Here is a 15,825-nt window from a genome sequence, read left to right as displayed (position 1 = left end):
GTGTCCCCTGCCGTCCGTCGGGCATCAGACTGCGCCAAGGGGACTCGCGACGGCGAGGGTCCGTGCCACGATTCGAGCACGTTCGAAAGCACCAGGGGTGAGGGGCGGCGGGGTACAGGATGATCGAACTGACCGTGGACGCCGCCGGGTTGGCCCGGTCCCACTTCGCGGTCTCGCCGCTGCACGAGGTCGCGGCGACGCTGCTGCCGTGGGGCGTGCGCCCGGCCCCGGAGGCCGATCCGTGGGTGGCCCGCGCACGCCGGGTGCTGCGCCGGGCCCGGCTGCCGCTGCTGTCGGAGCTGGCCCTCGACGGGGGCGGCTACGTACCGGACTTCCTCAGCCCGCATCCGTCCGGCCCCTCGCCCACGGTCGAGGAGGAGCTGGACCGGGTGCGGGCCACGCCGCCCGACCGTGTCCTCGGCGAGCTGGCGGCGTTGCGCCACGGCCGTCCCCGCAACGGGCTGGCCGGGGCGGAGCTGCCGCCCGGGGTGCGGCGCGCCATGGCGCGCGGCGGCGGGCACGTCGCCCGGCAGGTCGCGCAGGAGCTGGGCCGGTACTGGGAGCTGGCCTTCGCCCCGCACTGGCCCGACGCGAAGGCCGCCCTCGACGCGGAGGTCGACCGGTGCGCGGGGCTGCTGGCCCGGCACGGCGCCGCGGGGCTGTTCAACTCCTTGCACCCCGGCATCGGCTGGGCCGGCGGCACGCTGCGCGTCGACAGCCGCTTCACGGTGGAGGTCGCCGTTCCGCTGGTGATCGTGGTGCCGTCGCTGGTGGCGGCCGGGCCAGGGGTGATCGTCGACCCGGTGCCCGGCGGACGGCGGCCGCCGATGGTTGCCTACCCGGTACGGGACCGTCCGGCCGCGCCGGTGCCGCCGTCCGCCGAGCTGGCCCGGCTGCTCGGCCCCACCCGTGCAGGGCTGCTCGGGGCGCTGGCACGGCCGGCGTCCACCACGCAGCTCGCGGCGCGCCACTTCCTGAGCGCCGCCACGGTCTCGTACCACCTGGGCGTGCTGCACCGGGCCGGTCTCGTGACCCGTTCCCGCGCGGGACGGACGGTGCTGTACCGGCGTACGCCGGCCGGGTCGCGGCTGACCGGGAGGAGCTGACGGCGGGCTGACGGGGAGGGCCGGCACCGCGAGGGCCCCGGTGGCCCCGGGCCCCGGCCCGCGCGCCGGCGGTCCGGGGCCCGGCCGGTGGGCCGGTGGGCCGGTCAGGCCGTGACGGTCTCCACGGGCAGCGCGAGGTCGAGGTCGACCAGACGCTCGTCGCCCGTGTGCGTGGCGGCCGAGGCGAGGGGGCCGTGCCCGGCCGCGAGGGCGGCCACCACGTACGGGCCCCCGGCCGGCACGGCGAGCGCGTAGCTGCCGTCCTCGGCGGTGAGCGTCGCGCCGGCCTGCCGGCCGCGGCGGTCGATCAGGGTGACCTTCGCGCGGGCGACGGGAGCGCCCTCGGCGCCCACCACCCGGCCGCGGAAGCCGCGCAGGACCTGCTCGGCGGGCGCCGGGCCCGCAGCCGCCTCGCCGCCGGCGGCCCGCAGCTGCAGACCGGTCCGCCGGCCGGGCAGGCCGAGGGCGAGGAGCAGGCCGACGAGGACGGCGCCGGTGGCGATGAGGAACGAGAGGCGGAAGCCGTGCATGGTCGGCAGGGCGACGCCGTTCACGTGCTGGGCGCTGTTGGCCAGCACCATGCCGATCACGGCGCTGGACACCGAGGTGCCCACGGACCGCATGAGGGTGTTCAGGCCGTTGGCCGCGCCCGTCTCGGAGGCCGGCACCGCGCCGATGATGAGCGCGGGCAGCGAGGAGTAGGCAAGGCCGATGCCGGCGCCGAGGATCACCGAGGTGAGGACCGTCTGCCAGACGGCGTCCATCAGGCCGAGGCCGCCGCCGTAGCCGGCGCCGATCACCAGCAGGCCGATGATCAGCGTGGTCTTCGGGCCGTAGCGGGCGGACAGCCGGGCGTAGACCGGCGCGGTGAACATCATCGTCAGGCCCAGGGGGGCCACGGCCAGACCGGCGACCAGCATGGACTGACCGAGGCCGTAGCCGGTGGCCGCGGGCAGCTGGAGCAGCTGCGGCAGGACGAGCGAGACGACGTAGAAGCTGACGCCGACCATGATCGAGGCCAGGTTGGTGAGCAGCACCTCGCGGCGGGCGGTGGTGCGCAGGTCGACCAGCGGGGCCTTCACCCGCAGTTCCATCAGGCCCCACAGCAGCAGGACGACGGCGGAGGCGCCGAAGAGACCGAGGGTGGTGCCGGACGTCCAGCCCCAGTCGCTGCCCTTGGTGATCGGCAGCAGGAACAGGACCAGGCCGGTCGACAGGCCGAGCGCGCCGGGCAGGTCGAACGAGCCCTTGGCGCGCATCGGGGACTCCGGCACGACGGTCAGCGCGAGGACGATGGCGAGCACGCCGAGGGCGGCCGCGGCGTAGAAGAGCGCGTGCCAGTTCGCGTGCTGCGCGATCAGCGCCGCGCCGGGCAGCGCGAGGCCGCCGCCGACGCCGATGGAGGAGCTCATCAGGGCCATGGCCGAGCCGAGCCGCTCGCGCGGCAGCATGTCGCGCATCAGCCCGATGCCGAGCGGGATGGCGCCCATGGCGAAGCCCTGCAGCGTACGGCCCACGATCATGGTGAGCAGCTGGCTGGTGACGGCGCTGATCAGAGCGCCGACGACCATGACCGAGAGGCTGCCGATCAGCATCCGGCGCTTGCCGTAGAGGTCGCCGAGGCGGCCCATGATCGGCGTGGCGACGGCCCCCGAGAGCAGGGTGGAGGTCAGCACCCAGGTCGCGTTGCTCGGGGCGGTGTCCAGCAGCTGCGGCAGGTCCTTGATGACCGGGACGAGCAGGGTCTGCATGACCGCGACAACGATGCCCGCGAAGGCGAGTACCGGGACGACCGCCCCACTGGCTCTCCGGGCGGGCAGGTCGGTCGTCGTGGATGTCATGGGGTGGGGCCTCCGGGCAGCGGTCGGGACCGTGGTGGTGGTCACGTGTGCGGTGTACGCGCAGTGCAACCCCGTATGCCGAGGCAACTATTCCGCCGCCCGGAAACCGTAAAACATGCATTTGACCGGCTTATTTGGCCCAGGTGCCGATGTACCCGGATCCCTCACGTCACGGCAGCCCCATCTGTGATCGCTCTGTGATCTTCCTGTGCACAACGGTGCGCGTGCCCGGGAGGTCTGAAGGGCGTGAGCCCGAAGCGGCGCACCCCTCAGACTTCGACATCCGGCCTTCGACACCCGACAAGGAAACATTGATGAGACGTCCCGTCCGCAGATCCGTCTCACGGACAGCGATCGGTCTCGTGGCGGCCGTCGCCCTGGCCGCGGGGTTCGGCTCCGCCGCACCCGCCCTCGCCGACGACGGCGCCCCACTGCCGGTCACGATCACCGGCGAGAGCCACGTGGACCTGTCGCTCCAGGGCGACGACGACGATCCGAGCCAGCCGCAGGTCGTCCTGCGCCTCGCCGCGCCCGGCAGCGACGAGCCGGACGACGACGGGGTGGTCCCCGTCGTCCACCAGGGCCCGTACACCATCAAGATCGACGCCACCGGCCTCGAGGGCGTCGCCGCCGTGAAGCTGCCGTGCGACCCGACCGGCCTGACCGCCGTCTGCGAACGCAACGAAATCAACGCCGGGGAGGCCTACAACCGCATCGGCGGCATCCGCCTCGACATCGACGCCGACAGCGCGGCCGGGGACTTCGGCACGATCAAGGTCACCGGCGAGGGCGAGGGCGTCGACTTCGCGCCCCTCACCATCGACGTGCTGGTCGGCGGCCCCGAGCTGCTGGGTCGCAAACTCTCCGAGCCCAAGGGCTTCGCCGCGGGCGACACCTACGAGGCGCCGGTCGGCTTCCGCAACGTCGGAGGCATGGCGGCCGACGGCACCGTGCTGCACTTCCACGGCTCGCGCGGGCTGAGCTTCCCCGACAGCTACGGCAACTGCGCCTACAAGCACACCACCGAGGGGTCGCTGCTGTACCAGGGCACCGACGCCATCTGCACCTTCCCCGGCACGTACAAGACGGGCACCGCCTACACCCTGACCGAACCGCTGAAGGTGAAGACGGCTGCGTTCGCCCTCAGGGACGGCTTCAGCTACGGGTTCTCCGCGGTCGGCGCGAAGAAGGCCGAGGCACTGCTGAAGAACGACGGCTACACGCCGGGTACCGGCGCGCCGCTGACCCTCGAGGAACTCCCCGGCGCCTCCGCGGGTGACTACACGCGGTACGCCGATCTCGACCTGCCCAGCGGCAACACCTACGACCTGGTGCTGACCGGCGCCTCCGCCCAGGGCAGGGCCGGCGACACGGTGAAGGCCGAGATCGGCTTCCGCAACGACGGACCGGGCTGGATCAGCGCGCTGCGCAGCGGTGGTGAGCCGATCGGCTTCACCGTCGCCGTCCCCGAGGGCGCGAAGGTGACCAAGGCTCCCGAGAGCTGCAACCTGACCACCATCGAAGAGGGCGTCAAGGGTTACCTGTGCTGGGTGGGGACCCCGCTGCTGGAGGACGCGAAGCTGAGCTTCCCGTTCGAGCTGCGCATCGACAAGGTCGTCAAGAACGCCAAGGGCAAGGTCTCCCTCCCCAGGTGGAACGACCCGGCCGAGACCGAGGACTCCAACAACACGGCGTGGATCGTCCTGAACGCCACCGGCGGTGGCGACGGTTCGCAGGGCTCCTCCGGCGGCCCGTCGGCCACGCCGAGCCCCAGCGCGTCGGACGACGACGCGCCGGGCTCCGGCGGCACCTCCGACGGCGGCGGCTCGTCCACCGGCGGTGACTCCGACGGCGGCCTCGCCTTCACCGGCGCCGGCGGCGCACTGCTCCTCGGCAGCGCCGGCCTGCTGGCCCTCGGTCTGGGCGCCGTGGTCATCGTCGTCGTACGGCGCAGGAGCGCCGCCTGACGGCACCGGAGTACACGCCACGGCCGCCGCGCCCTTCGGGGCGCGGCGGCCGTCGTCGTACGGGGTGCGCGGGCCCGGAGCGGGGCGCCTACCGCCCGGCGCCGACGAGCGCCACGGGCGCTCCGGTGAAGGCGTCGAGCAGGATCCGCCCGCCGAGCGGCCGGTCGAGGCGGACCGTGACCGGCTCGATGACCAGTTGCTTGGTGCACAGGCCGTCCTCGGCGCCGCGGATCGCGCCGTGCAGCACCACGCTGTCACGGGTCTCCAGCACCTCCACGGCGGGACCGTCGTCGCAGGCGCCGTGCCCCACCTCGACGGTGACGCTCCGGCCGTCCCCCGCGACCTCGCGCAGCCCGTGCAGGGGCATCCCGGGATCGGTGGCCTCGGAGAGGGTGGCGATCGGCGCCCGCGGCAGCGTCGCGGGACCGATCGCGGCGCGCACCAGCGGGCTGTCGTAGCCGTCGAGCGTGAAGTGCCAGGCGGGGACGCGCGCCGCACCGCGGCTGGTGAGCAGGGTCATCTCCCCGAAGGTGGCCTTGGTGACGGTCAGCGGGTCCTCGCGGCCCGCCGGCCCCTCGTCGAACCGGTCGTAGGCCTCCCGTGCGGTCATCGCCGTGACGGGAGTCGACGTCCCGTCCGCCCAGCGGATGCGCCCCTCCCGCGCGCCGCGCGGCAGCGGCCCGCGATGCTCGAAGTTCCGCGTCAGGTACGCCTGCTTGTCGGCGTCGGTACGGAACGCGCCGTCCGGCAGCCGGACCACGTCCTCCAGCGGGAAGAAGCCCTCCCGCCACGACCGGGCCGCCGCCGAGCCCTTCCACGCCTCGGCGACCTCGCGCATGCGCGCGGCGGCCGCACCGCCGTCGTCCCTCCCCGCCACCGTCCGGCCACCGCATCCGACGGTGCCCAGGAACAGGCAGACGACGCCCATCAGCACGAACGGTCTCATGACGCCTCCCCGTGCGACGGGTCCCCTCGGACCCGCCGATGTGACGTGCCGGTCCGGCAACGGGTTCCGTCAGGCGTCGGCCCCGGTCGCGGCGGGAGGGGCGGGCGGGTTGCTCCGGTTGCCCACCCACGTGAACACCGCTGCGGCGGGCGGGAATCCCACGACGATGCCGAGGTGCAGACCGAGGTCCTCGGCGGAGGGGGCCAGCAGCAAGGCCACCGTGAGACCGAGCGCTCCCGTCGCCACCAGGACGCCGGTGCAGGCCGCGGCGGCCGGCCCCCAGCGGCGGGGGCGCTCGTTGCCGGAACCGACGACACCGCCGCCGGCGATCAGGGCCGTCCCGACTGTCAGCAGGCTCACGTCGGGCAGCAGGCCGAAGGGCCGGAGCAGCAGCGTGAGCACGCCCATCACCACCAGCGCCGCCACCACCAGCAACGCGGTGAGGGCGGCCGCCTGACCCGGCCGGCGCCGGCCGGGGCCGGACGCGTCGTGACGCTCGCTCTTCACCGCTCGAGCGTAGCCGGACCACAGCCCGGTCCGGCAGGCCCGGGACACCCGGAACAGGCCGCGAAATGCCGTGCGGGCTTCGCGGAACACGCCGGCGGGGCCGGGTAGCGTCGCCCCCACCAGGCCGCCCGCGCGGCCGTCCCCTCCTGCGATCTGGAGCACCGTCATGCCCGCGTACGGATTCTTCGTGGAGTTCGAGGCCCGGCCGGGAAGGGAGGACGACGTCGCCCACTTCCTCGTCGACGCCAATGCGCTGGTCGACGCGGAACCGGGGACGCTGGCGTGGTTCGCCTTCCGCCTGGGGCCGTCCGCCTTCCGTATCTTCGACGCGTTCGAGACCGAGGAGGACCGCGAGACGCACCTGCGCGGCAAGGTCCGGCAGCGCATCGAGGCGCTCGGCGACGAACTGTTCGCCGTGCCGCCCGTCATCACGCCGGTCGGTGTGCTCGCCGCGAAGCTGCCGGGCTGACGGGGCGCAGGGTACGGCAGCGCCCGGGCCGGTGCGGCACCCCCCCCGGCCTCGGACGGCCCTCGTGGTCGGCGCAGACTGTGAACGGAATATTCACGCCGTACAACACCGCTGGTCAGGGAAGTCCCACCGGAGCGGGCCTCTACTGGGTCCGCCAACCCTGTTCAGCCCCCGGAAGAAGAGAAAAGGTTTCCATGTACCAGCGCATCCTGGTCGCCGTCGACTCCAACCCCTCCAGCCGGGCCGCCCTGCGCACGGCCGGGGACATGGCCCGGCTGACCGGCGCCGCCGTGCACGTCGTCCACGTGCTCGCCTCGACGGTCGCCTTCGACACCGTCATGAACCTGGAGGAGGACTCCGACGCCGGCGCCGTCGTCGACGAGGCCGTCGCCACGCTCCGCGGCATGGGAGTGGAGGAGGCCGACGGCGAGGTCGTCCGTGACGTGACCACGCAGGAGGTCGCCGCCGCCATCTCCGGCGCGGCGGAGCAGTTCACGGCGGACCTCCTCGTCCTCAGCCCGCACCACCGCGGCTCGGTCGCGGCCTTCTTCAACCCCCGCGTCAGCGACGCCGTCGCCCACGCCAGCCGCATCGCGGTGCTGCTCGTCCCCGAGGAGCCGGCCGAGGGCGACGACTCCGCCTCCTGACCGGCCGCTTCGCCGCCCGTCCGGCTCGGAAGAGCCGGACGGGCGGCGGCCGGCGGGGCGGTCAGGGGGTGGGCACGTGCTCCGGAAGCAGCCCGGCGGCCTTGACGGCGTGCCAGAACTCCCCCGGCACCGGGTGGTCGAAGTACGCGACGTTCTGCGCGACTTCCTCCGGCGAACGCGCGCCGACCACCACGCTCGCGACCGACGGGTGCCCCAGCGGGAAGCGCACGGCCGCGGCAAGCAGCGGCACGCCGAAATCCCGGCACACCTCCCGCCACGCCGCCACCCGCCCGGCGAGTCCCGCGGGCACCGTGGTGTACCCGTGGGGGGCGCCGGGCCTCGGGTCCGCGAGCAGCCCCGACTGGTACACCCCGGCGGCCATGACGGCGGTCCCGCGTTCGGCGCACAGCGGCAGCAACTCGTCCAGGCCCGACTGGTCCAGCAGGTTGTAGCGGCCGGCGAGCAGTACGCAGTCCGGTCCGGGGTCGGCCGCGCGGCGCAGGAAGTCCACGGCTACGGGGGCGTGGTTGACCCCGATGGACACCGCCCCGACGGCGCCCGCCGCGCGCAGGTCGGCCAGCGCCCGGTAGGCGTCGCCCACGGCGGCCGTGAAGTCCTCGTCGGGGTCGTGGACATGGAGCACGTCGATCCGGTCGAGGCCGAGCCGGGCCAGGCTCTCCTCGACGCTGCGCAGCACCCCGGCGTACGAGTAGTCCAGGCGCGGCCCGACGCCCGGTGGTGGATCGGCCCAGATCGGCTGGGTGTCGGGGCCTCCCGGTTCGATGAGCCGGCCGACCTTGGTGCACAGCACGAAGGCGTCGCGGGAACGGGCGGAGAGCGCCGCACCGGTGCGGGTCTCGGAGCGCCCGTAGCCGTAGACGGGTGCGGTGTCGTAGAGCCGGATGCCGAGTTCCCAGGCCCGGTCCAGGACGGCCGCGGCCTGCGCGGCCGGCACGGGTGAGAAGAGCCCGCCCAGTGAGGCCAGTCCCAGCCCGAGCCTGCTGACCCGCAGCGGTGTGCATCCGAGCGGTACGGGATCGCAGGCCCGCATCTCGCGCCCCCTCCTGACGTACGTGTCCCCCTGCGGCAGCCAGGGGACCACGTGGCCGCCCGGCGCACAATCCCCCGGCGCGGTGCACGGTGCGTGCCGCTGTGCGTGCCCGGTGCGGGTCCGGTCAGCGGCGGCCGCGGCGCCGGGTACGCCGGATGAGCTGCTGCGCGGCGAGGTGTCCCGAGCCGCCGCCGAGGCCGGGCCCGGGGTGGGTGGAGGCGCCGATGTGCCACAGCCCCGGGAGGGGTGTGGCGTGCCGGGGGGCACCGGGCAGCGGGCGCCACAGCAGGCTCTGGTCGAGTTCGGCGGAGCCTCCGTAGGGGTCGCCGGCCACCGCGTTGGGGTTGTGGGCGAGCAGGTCGGCCGGGGTGACGGCGTCCCAGTCGAGCACCTTGCCGGGCAGGTCGGGGGCGTGGCGGGCCACCCGGGCCAGGACCCGTTCGACGTAGCCCTCCGTCAGTTCCCTCGTCCAGCCCCCCGCGGTGCCGAGTTCGCCGGCGGCGTCGCCGGCCGGCGCGAAGGGCAGTTCCTGGAGCTGGATCCACAGGGAGGCGGCTCCCTCCGGCACGCGTGAGGGGTCGAGGACGTGCTGCTGGCCGACGACCACCGTGGGCCGGCGCGGCAGCAGACCCGCCTCGGCCTCCGCGCAGGCGATCCCGGTGCTCGGCGAGCCGTCGCTGAGGTGGAACAGCGGGAGGCCGGCCAGCCGGTCGTCGCTCCAGCCGGGCGGGGCGGAGAGGGCGACGTGGAGCTGCATCGCGGCGCGGCCGTAGCGGTAGCGCCTGGCCTGGTCGCGGACCGCGGCGGGCACCGGGGCGTCCGGCGGCAGGAGTTCCCCGTACAGGGCGGTCGGTGTGACCGAGGCGAGGACCGCGTGGCGGGCGTGGAGGGGCTCACCGCCGCTGACCACTCCGGTGACCCTGCCGTCGGTGACGAGCAGCCGCTCCACCGGGTGCCCGGTGCGGACGTCCACGTGGAGTTCGCCGAGGAGGGTCTCGAAGGCGCGGACGAAGTTGCGGGCGCCACCGGCCACGACGGGCAGGCCGAAGCCGTGCAGGGAGGCGGCGATCACCGGCAGCAGCAGTCCGCCCCCCGCGTGGTCCGGGGACAGGCCCGTGTGGAGCAGCCAGGGCACCCACAGCACGTCCGCCTCGTCACCACGGAACGTCTCTCGGCAGTAGGAGCGTCCGCTGGTGAGCGCGGAGCGCAGCCAGGCCTCGGTGCCGGTGAACCGCTCGCGGCGCAGCAGTCTCGCGATGTGCCGCAGTGTCCGCGGCGAGCGGGGCTCGCCGCTCAGCAGGCCGCCGATGGCGTCGGCGTTGTCGAGGAACCGCCCGAGCATGGCCAGGTAGGCGGCCCTGTCCTCGGCGTGCGCGAAGGCCTCCGCCGTGACGGCCGGGTCGCGGTGGGCGAGGAGCACGCGCCCGTCGTCGGTGACGGTGCCAAAGACGAATCCGTCGCCGTTGCGGTACTCCAGGCCGTGCCGGTGCAGGTCCTCGCCGAGGGCGGCGTAGGCCCCTCCCGACACGAACAGCGGGTGCCACGAGGCGTAGGTGTCGTGCAGGTAGCCGGGGAGGGTCCGTTCCTCTGTGGCGATGAAGCCGCCCAGCCGGTCGCCCTGTTCCAGCAGGGCCACCGACCAGCCGGCCTTGGCCAGCTCGGTGGCGGCGACCAGGCCGTTCACACCGGAACCGACGACGACCGCGTCGACCGTGCGTGCCATCAGCGCTCCTCGGGTCCGTCGCTCCGGGATGCCGCGCCGCGGGAACGGGCCGGGGCGACGTCCCCCTGCGCCCATCGTCCAGGGTGCGCGCGGTCCGGGTCCCCCGCACGTCGAACGGTCCTCACCCGGGCGGCGTCCCGTGCCCGCGACCGCCCTCGCCGTTCGCCGCTCTCCGTCGGCCAAGGACGTGACGGACGCGCGCGGCCCCGGGGGATGGCTCCCGCCGCCCGTCGTCGCGGGCATCGGCCGCCGCACCACCCTGCCCGCCCCACCGCGCTCCCCCGCCCCGGCCCGGACGCGCGGGCCTGCCGTGGCCGTGACCGTGGCCGTGGCCGTGACCGTGACCGTGACCGTGGCCGTCCTCGCGGGTCTGGCGGCGGTGTGCACCGCGCTCCTCCTGTACGGCGGAACCACGGACCGGTCGGGCCAGCCGGGCGGGGCCGGATCACCGGACCGCGGCTCCTCGCCGCACACCGTGCCGGGCGGGGACGGGAAGGCCGCACCGGCGGCCGAACCGCCCTCGCGCTCGTACGAGGCCGTCGCCCTGGCGGACGGCTACGCCATCCCCCTCTCCGAACTGCCGCCGAAGCCGTACCGGGTGAAGTCCGGCGCCCACTACGAAGGGGACTTCGGGTACTTCACCGACGCGATCACGCGAAGCTGGGGCTTCGCCACCCCCGAGGCCAACACCCTGGTCCTGCTCACCAGCGGCGAGGCGGGGTCGCTCGCCACCTGCCGCTCGGCGACCCGGTACTCCCACGAGATCTCACGGGAGAACGCGGTCAGGGGCAGCCGGATCTGCGTGGTCACCGCCTCCGGGCACATCGCGCTCGTCACGGACCGGGGCTACTCCCCCGAGGACGGCGGCAGTTACTACGCCACGGTCGACCTGACGGTGTGGCAGAACGCGGAGGCGCCCGGCCGGGGGTGACCCGCCGCTCCCGGCCCTCTCGCCGGGCGCCACGCCGGGCCCCGGCATTTGCGCCCCGGCGCGGGACGATGATCTACTTGCTTGGCGCAGCAATTACCTTGCGACCGGGGTGCGTACGCCGCCGCGGGGACCTCCGCGCAGCCGGGGGCCGCCTCGCCCGGCGGCCCGGGACGGCTCGGAAACACGACGAACGGACACAGATGAAGAGAACACTGAACCGGCCCGGCACCCGTCGCCGGGCCGCACTCGGTGCTGCCGCCCTGACGGGCATGGTGACGCTGCTGGGCCTCGGAGCCGGAACCGCCGGCGCCTCGCAGGCCGGTCACCCGGGCCGGGACCACGTCGCGCTCGGCGACTCCTACGCGTCCGGCCCGCTGATCCCCGACCAGGTGGACGCGGCCTGCCTGCGGTCGAGCCACAACTACCCCTCGCTCGTGGCGGCGCGCACGCACGCCCGCCTCACCGACGTCAGCTGCTCGGGGGCGACGACCGCGGAGATGACCGCGCCGCAGGGCAGCGCCCCGGCGCAGCTCGACGCCCTCGGCCGCGGCACGGACCTGGTCACGCTCAGCATCGGCGGCAACGACATCGGCTTCAGCGCCGTCATCGCGACCTGCGCCGGTGTGACGGCCTCCGACCCCGCCGGGGCCCCCTGCCGCGCCCACTTCACCGGCGGCGGCCACGACCAGCTCGCGGAGCGCGTCGCGCAGACCGCCCCCAAGGTCGCCACCGTCATCCGCGACATCCACCGGCGCTCGCCCCACGCGCGCGTCGTGGTGGTCGGCTACCCGGACCTGTTCCCGGACGACGGATCGGCCTGCACCAGCGCCTCGGTGCCCTTCGCGGCCGGTGACTTCTCCTACCTGCGCGACACGGAGAAGACGCTCAACGCCATGCTGGCCGCCCAGGCCCGCAAGGGGGGCGCGACCTACGTCGACACCTACACCCCGACGGTCGGGCACGACATGTGCGCGCCGACGGGCACGCGCTGGATCGAGTCCCTCGCCCCCGCGACCCCCGCGGCGCCGGCGCACCCCAACGCCCTCGGTGAGCAGGCCATGGCCGGCGCGGTGCTCCGCACCGTCGCCCGCCACCACCGCTGACCCCCGGTCACGAGGACCCGCCTCCCCCGAGGGGAGGCGGGTCCTCGCCGTGTGCCGCGGTGTCAGGCCTTCCGCATGTCCCGGTAGGTCTCCAGGACGCGCAGCCAGACCTCGCTGATCGTCGGGAAGGCGGGGACGGCGTGCCAGAGCCGGTCCACCGGGATCTCACCGGTGACGGCGACGGTCGCCGAGTAGAGCAGTTCCTGCACCCCGGGGCCGGCGAAGGTGACGCCGACGACCGTGCCGCGGTCCGGGTCGATCAGGACGCGGGCCTTGCCCCGGTAGTCCTCGACGTACTGCACGGCACCGGCGAGGCGCCCGATGTCGTAGTCGACGACGTCCACGCGGCGCCCCGCGGCCTGCGCCTCACGGGTCGTCAGGCCCACGGAGGCGACCTCGGGGTCGGTGAAGACGACCTGCGGCACGGCCTCGGTGTCGGCCGTGGCGACGTGCGCACCCCACTTGCGGTCGTCCACGGGCTCGCCCTTGGCCCGTGCTCCGATCACCGCTCCCGCGATGCGGGCCTGGTACTTCCCCTGGTGCGTCATCAGGGCGCGGTGGTTGACGTCGCCCGCCGCGTACAGCCAGCCCTCGGCGACGGCCGTCACCCGGAAGGTGTCGTCCACGGTCAGCCAGCCGCCGGGGGTCAGGCCGACCGTCTCCAGGCCGAGGTCCGCGGTACGGGGGGCGCGTCCGGTCGCGAACAGCACCTCGTCGGCGACGACCGACCCGCCGTCCGCCAGCGTGACGCGTACCGGGCCGTCCGGGCCGCCCTCGCGGGCGACGGCCGTCACGGAGGCGCCGAGCCGTACGTCCACACCGGCCTCGCGTAGGGAGTCGGCCACCATCTCCCCGGCGAACGGCTCCATGCGCGGGAGGAGTCCGCCGCTCCCCCGGACCAGCAGGGTGACCTCGGAACCGAGCGCCCGCCATGCGGTGGCCATCTCGACGCCGACGACCCCGCCCCCGACCACCACCAGGCGGCCGGGGGCCTCGCGGGCACTGGTGGCCTCGCGGTTGGTCCACGGCCGGACCTCGGCGAGCCCCGGCAGATCCGGGAGCCGGGTCGTCGTCCCGGTGGCGACGACGACGGCGTGCCGCGCGGACAGGCGGACCGTCCCGCCGTCCGGCGTGTCCACCACCACCTGCCGGGGGCCGTCCAGCCGGCCGTGGCCGCGCACCAGGTCGACCGCGACGGAGTCCAGCCAGTCGACCTGGTCGTCGTCCTTCCAGTGGGCGGAGAGCCGGTCGCGGTGGGCGAGTACCTCGGCCACGTCCAGCGGGCCGCCGACCGCGCCCCTGAGACCGGGTATGCGGCGGGCCTCGGCCCGTGCCACCACGGGCCGCAGCAGCGCCTTGCTGGGTTCGCACGCCCAGAACGAGCACTCGCCGCCCAGCAGTTCGCCCTCCACCAGCACAGTGGCCAGTCCGGCGGCGCTGGTCCGGTCGGCGACGTTCTCGCCGACGGGTCCGCCGCCGATGACGACGACGTCGTAGGCACGGGACGTACCGCTCGTTGCTTGACCCGTCGTTTCGTCGGTCTTCATAGCCTGCTTCCAAAGGGGACGGAGGGAGTTCGTTCAGGGGCCCGCGGTGCCGCGGAGGGGGGATCCGCGGCACCGCGGGGGCTCGGGGGGAGGGTCGGTCGAGGGAGGGGAGGGCGTGGTCAGCGTCCCGGCAGGCGGTCCGTGACCTCCTGGAGCGCCCAGCCGTTGCCGTCCGGGTCGGCGAAGGTCGCGAAGGAGCCGTAGCTGGCGCGCGCGGGGTGCGGCCCGGCGACCCGGGCGGTCTCACCGGCGTGGTGGAAGACGCCGCCCGCGTCGTGGAAGACCTCGCTGATGTCGACGCCGCGGGCCGCCAGCTCGGCGCGGGCCGCCACGATGTCCTCGACGATCAGGTGGAGGCCCTGCACGGAGCCCGGGGCGGCGGTGGTGACGCCGTCGCCGAACAGGATCGAGGCCCCGGAGCCGTCCGGCGTGAAGTGGACGACGCGGAAGCCGTCGTCACCGACGTAGTCGACGTCCAGCCGGAAGCCCAGCGCCGCGTAGAAGTCCTTCGCCCGGTCCACGTCGGACACGGGCAGCACCACAACCTCGAGCTTCAGTTCCATCACGTTCTCCCAGTTCCACAAATCGTCACCGCTTTGACTGGTGACGAGCATGGCCCAGGGCTCCGTAACCTGTCAAGACGGTGATGCATGACGCTCCACCGCAGCCCTCCACCACGGACCCCTGCGCGAAGATCATCAGCATATGATTGACTCGTCAATTACCCTGCTCCTTCCCTTTGCCGCGGCGCCCGCACGCCCTCGCCGGCACCCGTGAGGAAGACCGGGACGACCGCACCGGCTGTGACGTCCACCGCGAAAGCGCAGGTCCGAGGCGTGGGCGGCGGCGTGGGCCGGCGGACGTCCCGGGTATCCTCCGCAACGTGACCGAAACGATCAGCAATGCCGCGGTGGACGCCCTCTACGGGGCCATGGAGCGGCTGACGGACCTCCTGCCCGGCGCGTTCACGCGGCAGGGCCCGCACGGCGGGCGTCTGGTGTGCACGGGCCTGCCCGTCGCCGTGCTCAACGCGGTGTACGCCGGTCACGGACAGGACCCGCGGGCGACGGCGGAGCTCGCCGAGGAGCTGTCGGCGGCCGGCCTGCCCTGGAGCAACTCCAGGCCCGCGGCGAGGCCGGTCCTGAGCTGACGGCGCTGGCGGCCCGCTACGGCCTCACCGCCACCACCACACTGCCGCTGCTGGCGTGGGACGCCGCCTCGCTGCCGGAACCGCCCGCGGCGGCCTCCACGGGCGGCACCGTCGCCAAGCTCACCGGAGCGGAGGCCGCACGGTACTCCGCCGCCCTCGCGGCGGGCTTCGGCATGCCCGGGGAGATCGCGGACGCGTTCGCCCTGCCCGCGCTGCTCGACGCGCCCGACATGACCGCCTTCACCCTCGACGTGGACGGCGAGGCCGTCGCGACCGGGTTCAACGTCATGGTCGGCGACCACGTGGGCCTGTTCAACGGCTCCGTACCGCCCCGGCACCGGGGCAACGGCCACTACCGCGCACTCGTCACGGCCCGCCTCCGGGACGCCGTCGCCGCGGGCGCCCGCCACGCGTTCACGCAGAACTCCCCCATGTCCCGCCCCCTGTACGAGTCCCTGGGCTTCCGGCTCGTCGAGAACTGGACGTACCTCACCCCCGCGGGCTGACCCGGCGGGCGCGACGAGCAGCCGGGACCGCCGCCCGTACGGCGCCCGCCCCAAGGCGCGCTTCCCATCGCGCAGTTCCTCCGGTTCCGCCCACGCCGGGTGCCGCCGAGTGCGCCCCGGTCGGCGGCTCGGCCGCGGCCCATGCGCCGCCGCCCACACTCCGGCCGTCGCGAAGAGCGGCGGCCCTGGAGCGACCACGCGGCCGTCATGGCCCGTGCCGAGGTCCCCGGCCGTCACGGCCACGTGGCCGACGCCGCCCCGGCCCGACCCGGCTCCGGCCCCGGCCCCGGCCCCGGCAGCGAACCTCGGCCCCCGGCGGCACGCGGTCCGG

Annotated in this window: 15 protein-coding genes; 8 read left to right on the top strand and 7 right to left on the bottom strand. The window is 74.6% G+C overall.

Annotated features, from left to right (window positions below):
• Positions 1-119 precede the first annotated feature (119 nt).
• Positions 120-1,106 carry an ArsR/SmtB family transcription factor gene (locus tag ACZ7MY_RS11025; RefSeq protein ID WP_499601055.1) on the top strand — a complete coding sequence of 329 codons (987 nt, stop codon included), beginning with the start codon at positions 120-122 and terminating at the stop codon, positions 1,104-1,106.
• Positions 1,107-1,210: 104 nt separating this feature from the next.
• Here the strand turns inward: ACZ7MY_RS11025 and ACZ7MY_RS11020 are convergent, their stop codons facing one another.
• A complete protein-coding gene (locus ACZ7MY_RS11020) occupies positions 1,211-2,947 on the bottom strand; it encodes an MFS transporter (protein ID WP_499601054.1) in 1,737 nt (578 codons plus the stop codon).
• A 314-nt stretch (positions 2,948-3,261) separates the two neighbouring features.
• Here ACZ7MY_RS11020 and ACZ7MY_RS11015 point away from each other — a divergent pair, with 314 nt between their 5' ends.
• The gene (locus ACZ7MY_RS11015) at positions 3,262-4,914 is read left to right on the top strand and encodes a hypothetical protein (protein WP_499601053.1); all 1,653 of its coding nucleotides are present in this window, start codon (positions 3,262-3,264) and stop codon (positions 4,912-4,914) included.
• 88 nt (positions 4,915-5,002) lie between these two features.
• Here the strand turns inward: ACZ7MY_RS11015 and ACZ7MY_RS11010 are convergent, their stop codons facing one another.
• Both ACZ7MY_RS11010 and ACZ7MY_RS11005 read right to left on the bottom strand, forming a co-directional pair.
• A complete protein-coding gene (locus ACZ7MY_RS11010) occupies positions 5,003-5,860 on the bottom strand; it encodes a hypothetical protein (RefSeq protein ID WP_499601052.1) in 858 nt (285 codons plus the stop codon).
• A 69-nt stretch (positions 5,861-5,929) separates the two neighbouring features.
• On the bottom strand, positions 5,930-6,367 hold the full coding sequence (locus tag ACZ7MY_RS11005) for a hypothetical protein (protein ID WP_499601051.1): 438 nt from the start codon (positions 6,365-6,367) through the stop codon (positions 5,930-5,932).
• Positions 6,368-6,533: 166 nt separating this feature from the next.
• Here ACZ7MY_RS11005 and ACZ7MY_RS11000 point away from each other — a divergent pair, with 166 nt between their 5' ends.
• Both ACZ7MY_RS11000 and ACZ7MY_RS10995 read left to right on the top strand, forming a co-directional pair.
• Positions 6,534-6,836: a putative quinol monooxygenase gene (locus ACZ7MY_RS11000; RefSeq protein WP_499601050.1), complete on the top strand. Its 303-nt coding sequence runs from the start codon at positions 6,534-6,536 to the stop codon at positions 6,834-6,836.
• A 194-nt stretch (positions 6,837-7,030) separates the two neighbouring features.
• A complete protein-coding gene (locus ACZ7MY_RS10995; RefSeq protein ID WP_499601049.1) occupies positions 7,031-7,483 on the top strand; it encodes a universal stress protein in 453 nt (150 codons plus the stop codon).
• A gap of 61 nt (positions 7,484-7,544) precedes the next feature.
• Here ACZ7MY_RS10995 and ACZ7MY_RS10990 read toward each other — a convergent pair whose 3' ends face one another.
• Both ACZ7MY_RS10990 and ACZ7MY_RS10985 read right to left on the bottom strand, forming a co-directional pair.
• Positions 7,545-8,534, bottom strand: coding sequence for an aldo/keto reductase (locus ACZ7MY_RS10990; protein WP_499601048.1), 990 nt, complete (start codon positions 8,532-8,534; stop codon positions 7,545-7,547).
• A 124-nt stretch (positions 8,535-8,658) separates the two neighbouring features.
• A complete protein-coding gene (locus tag ACZ7MY_RS10985; RefSeq protein WP_499601047.1) occupies positions 8,659-10,257 on the bottom strand; it encodes a phytoene desaturase family protein in 1,599 nt (532 codons plus the stop codon).
• Positions 10,258-10,396: 139 nt separating this feature from the next.
• Between ACZ7MY_RS10985 and ACZ7MY_RS10980 the strand changes: the two genes are divergently transcribed.
• Positions 10,397-11,188, top strand: a complete 792-nt coding sequence (locus ACZ7MY_RS10980; RefSeq protein WP_499601046.1) for a hypothetical protein — start codon at positions 10,397-10,399, stop codon at positions 11,186-11,188.
• Positions 11,189-11,388: 200 nt separating this feature from the next.
• The gene (locus ACZ7MY_RS10975; RefSeq protein ID WP_499601045.1) at positions 11,389-12,291 is read left to right on the top strand and encodes an SGNH/GDSL hydrolase family protein; all 903 of its coding nucleotides are present in this window, start codon (positions 11,389-11,391) and stop codon (positions 12,289-12,291) included.
• Between the two features lie 62 nt (positions 12,292-12,353).
• On the opposite strand, the gene ACZ7MY_RS10970 is transcribed toward ACZ7MY_RS10975, so the two are convergent.
• Together ACZ7MY_RS10970 and ACZ7MY_RS10965 are read right to left on the bottom strand one after the other, a co-directional pair.
• Positions 12,354-13,838, bottom strand: a complete 1,485-nt coding sequence (locus ACZ7MY_RS10970; protein WP_499601044.1) for a dihydrolipoyl dehydrogenase family protein — start codon at positions 13,836-13,838, stop codon at positions 12,354-12,356.
• A 119-nt stretch (positions 13,839-13,957) separates the two neighbouring features.
• A complete protein-coding gene (locus tag ACZ7MY_RS10965; RefSeq protein WP_499601043.1) occupies positions 13,958-14,452 on the bottom strand; it encodes a VOC family protein in 495 nt (164 codons plus the stop codon).
• 269 nt (positions 14,453-14,721) lie between these two features.
• Here ACZ7MY_RS10965 and ACZ7MY_RS10960 point away from each other — a divergent pair, with 269 nt between their 5' ends.
• Together ACZ7MY_RS10960 and ACZ7MY_RS10955 are read left to right on the top strand one after the other, a co-directional pair.
• On the top strand, positions 14,722-14,988 hold the full coding sequence (locus tag ACZ7MY_RS10960) for a hypothetical protein (protein ID WP_499601042.1): 267 nt from the start codon (positions 14,722-14,724) through the stop codon (positions 14,986-14,988).
• A 173-nt stretch (positions 14,989-15,161) separates the two neighbouring features.
• Positions 15,162-15,494 carry a GNAT family N-acetyltransferase gene (locus ACZ7MY_RS10955; protein WP_499601041.1) on the top strand — a complete coding sequence of 111 codons (333 nt, stop codon included), beginning with the start codon at positions 15,162-15,164 and terminating at the stop codon, positions 15,492-15,494.
• Positions 15,495-15,825 lie beyond the last annotated feature (331 nt).

It is taken from the genome of Streptomyces sp. NPDC111520, from assembly GCF_055635295.1.
Note: the sequence above shows the minus strand (reverse complement) of the source record. Positions and strands in the feature narration are given on the sequence as shown.

Bases quoted from the DNA above. Each gene is read 5' to 3' on its own strand.
- ACZ7MY_RS11025 (WP_499601055.1), top strand. From the start codon at position 120: ATGATCGAACTGACCGTGGACGCCGCCGGGTTGGCCCGGTCCCACTTC.
- ACZ7MY_RS11010 (WP_499601052.1), bottom strand. From the start codon at position 5,860: ATGAGACCGTTCGTGCTGATGGGCGTCGTCTGCCTGTTCCTGGGCACC.
- ACZ7MY_RS11000 (WP_499601050.1), top strand. From the start codon at position 6,534: ATGCCCGCGTACGGATTCTTCGTGGAGTTCGAGGCCCGGCCGGGAAGG.
- ACZ7MY_RS10975 (WP_499601045.1), top strand. From the start codon at position 11,389: ATGAAGAGAACACTGAACCGGCCCGGCACCCGTCGCCGGGCCGCACTC.
- ACZ7MY_RS11015 (WP_499601053.1), top strand. From the start codon at position 3,262: ATGAGACGTCCCGTCCGCAGATCCGTCTCACGGACAGCGATCGGTCTC.
- ACZ7MY_RS10995 (WP_499601049.1), top strand. From the start codon at position 7,031: ATGTACCAGCGCATCCTGGTCGCCGTCGACTCCAACCCCTCCAGCCGG.
- ACZ7MY_RS10970 (WP_499601044.1), bottom strand. From the start codon at position 13,838: ATGAAGACCGACGAAACGACGGGTCAAGCAACGAGCGGTACGTCCCGT.
- ACZ7MY_RS10955 (WP_499601041.1), top strand. From the start codon at position 15,162: ATGCCCGGGGAGATCGCGGACGCGTTCGCCCTGCCCGCGCTGCTCGAC.
- ACZ7MY_RS10985 (WP_499601047.1), bottom strand. From the start codon at position 10,257: ATGGCACGCACGGTCGACGCGGTCGTCGTCGGTTCCGGTGTGAACGGC.
- ACZ7MY_RS11020 (WP_499601054.1), bottom strand. From the start codon at position 2,947: ATGACATCCACGACGACCGACCTGCCCGCCCGGAGAGCCAGTGGGGCG.
- ACZ7MY_RS10965 (WP_499601043.1), bottom strand. From the start codon at position 14,452: ATGCTCGTCACCAGTCAAAGCGGTGACGATTTGTGGAACTGGGAGAAC.
- ACZ7MY_RS10990 (WP_499601048.1), bottom strand. From the start codon at position 8,534: ATGCGGGCCTGCGATCCCGTACCGCTCGGATGCACACCGCTGCGGGTC.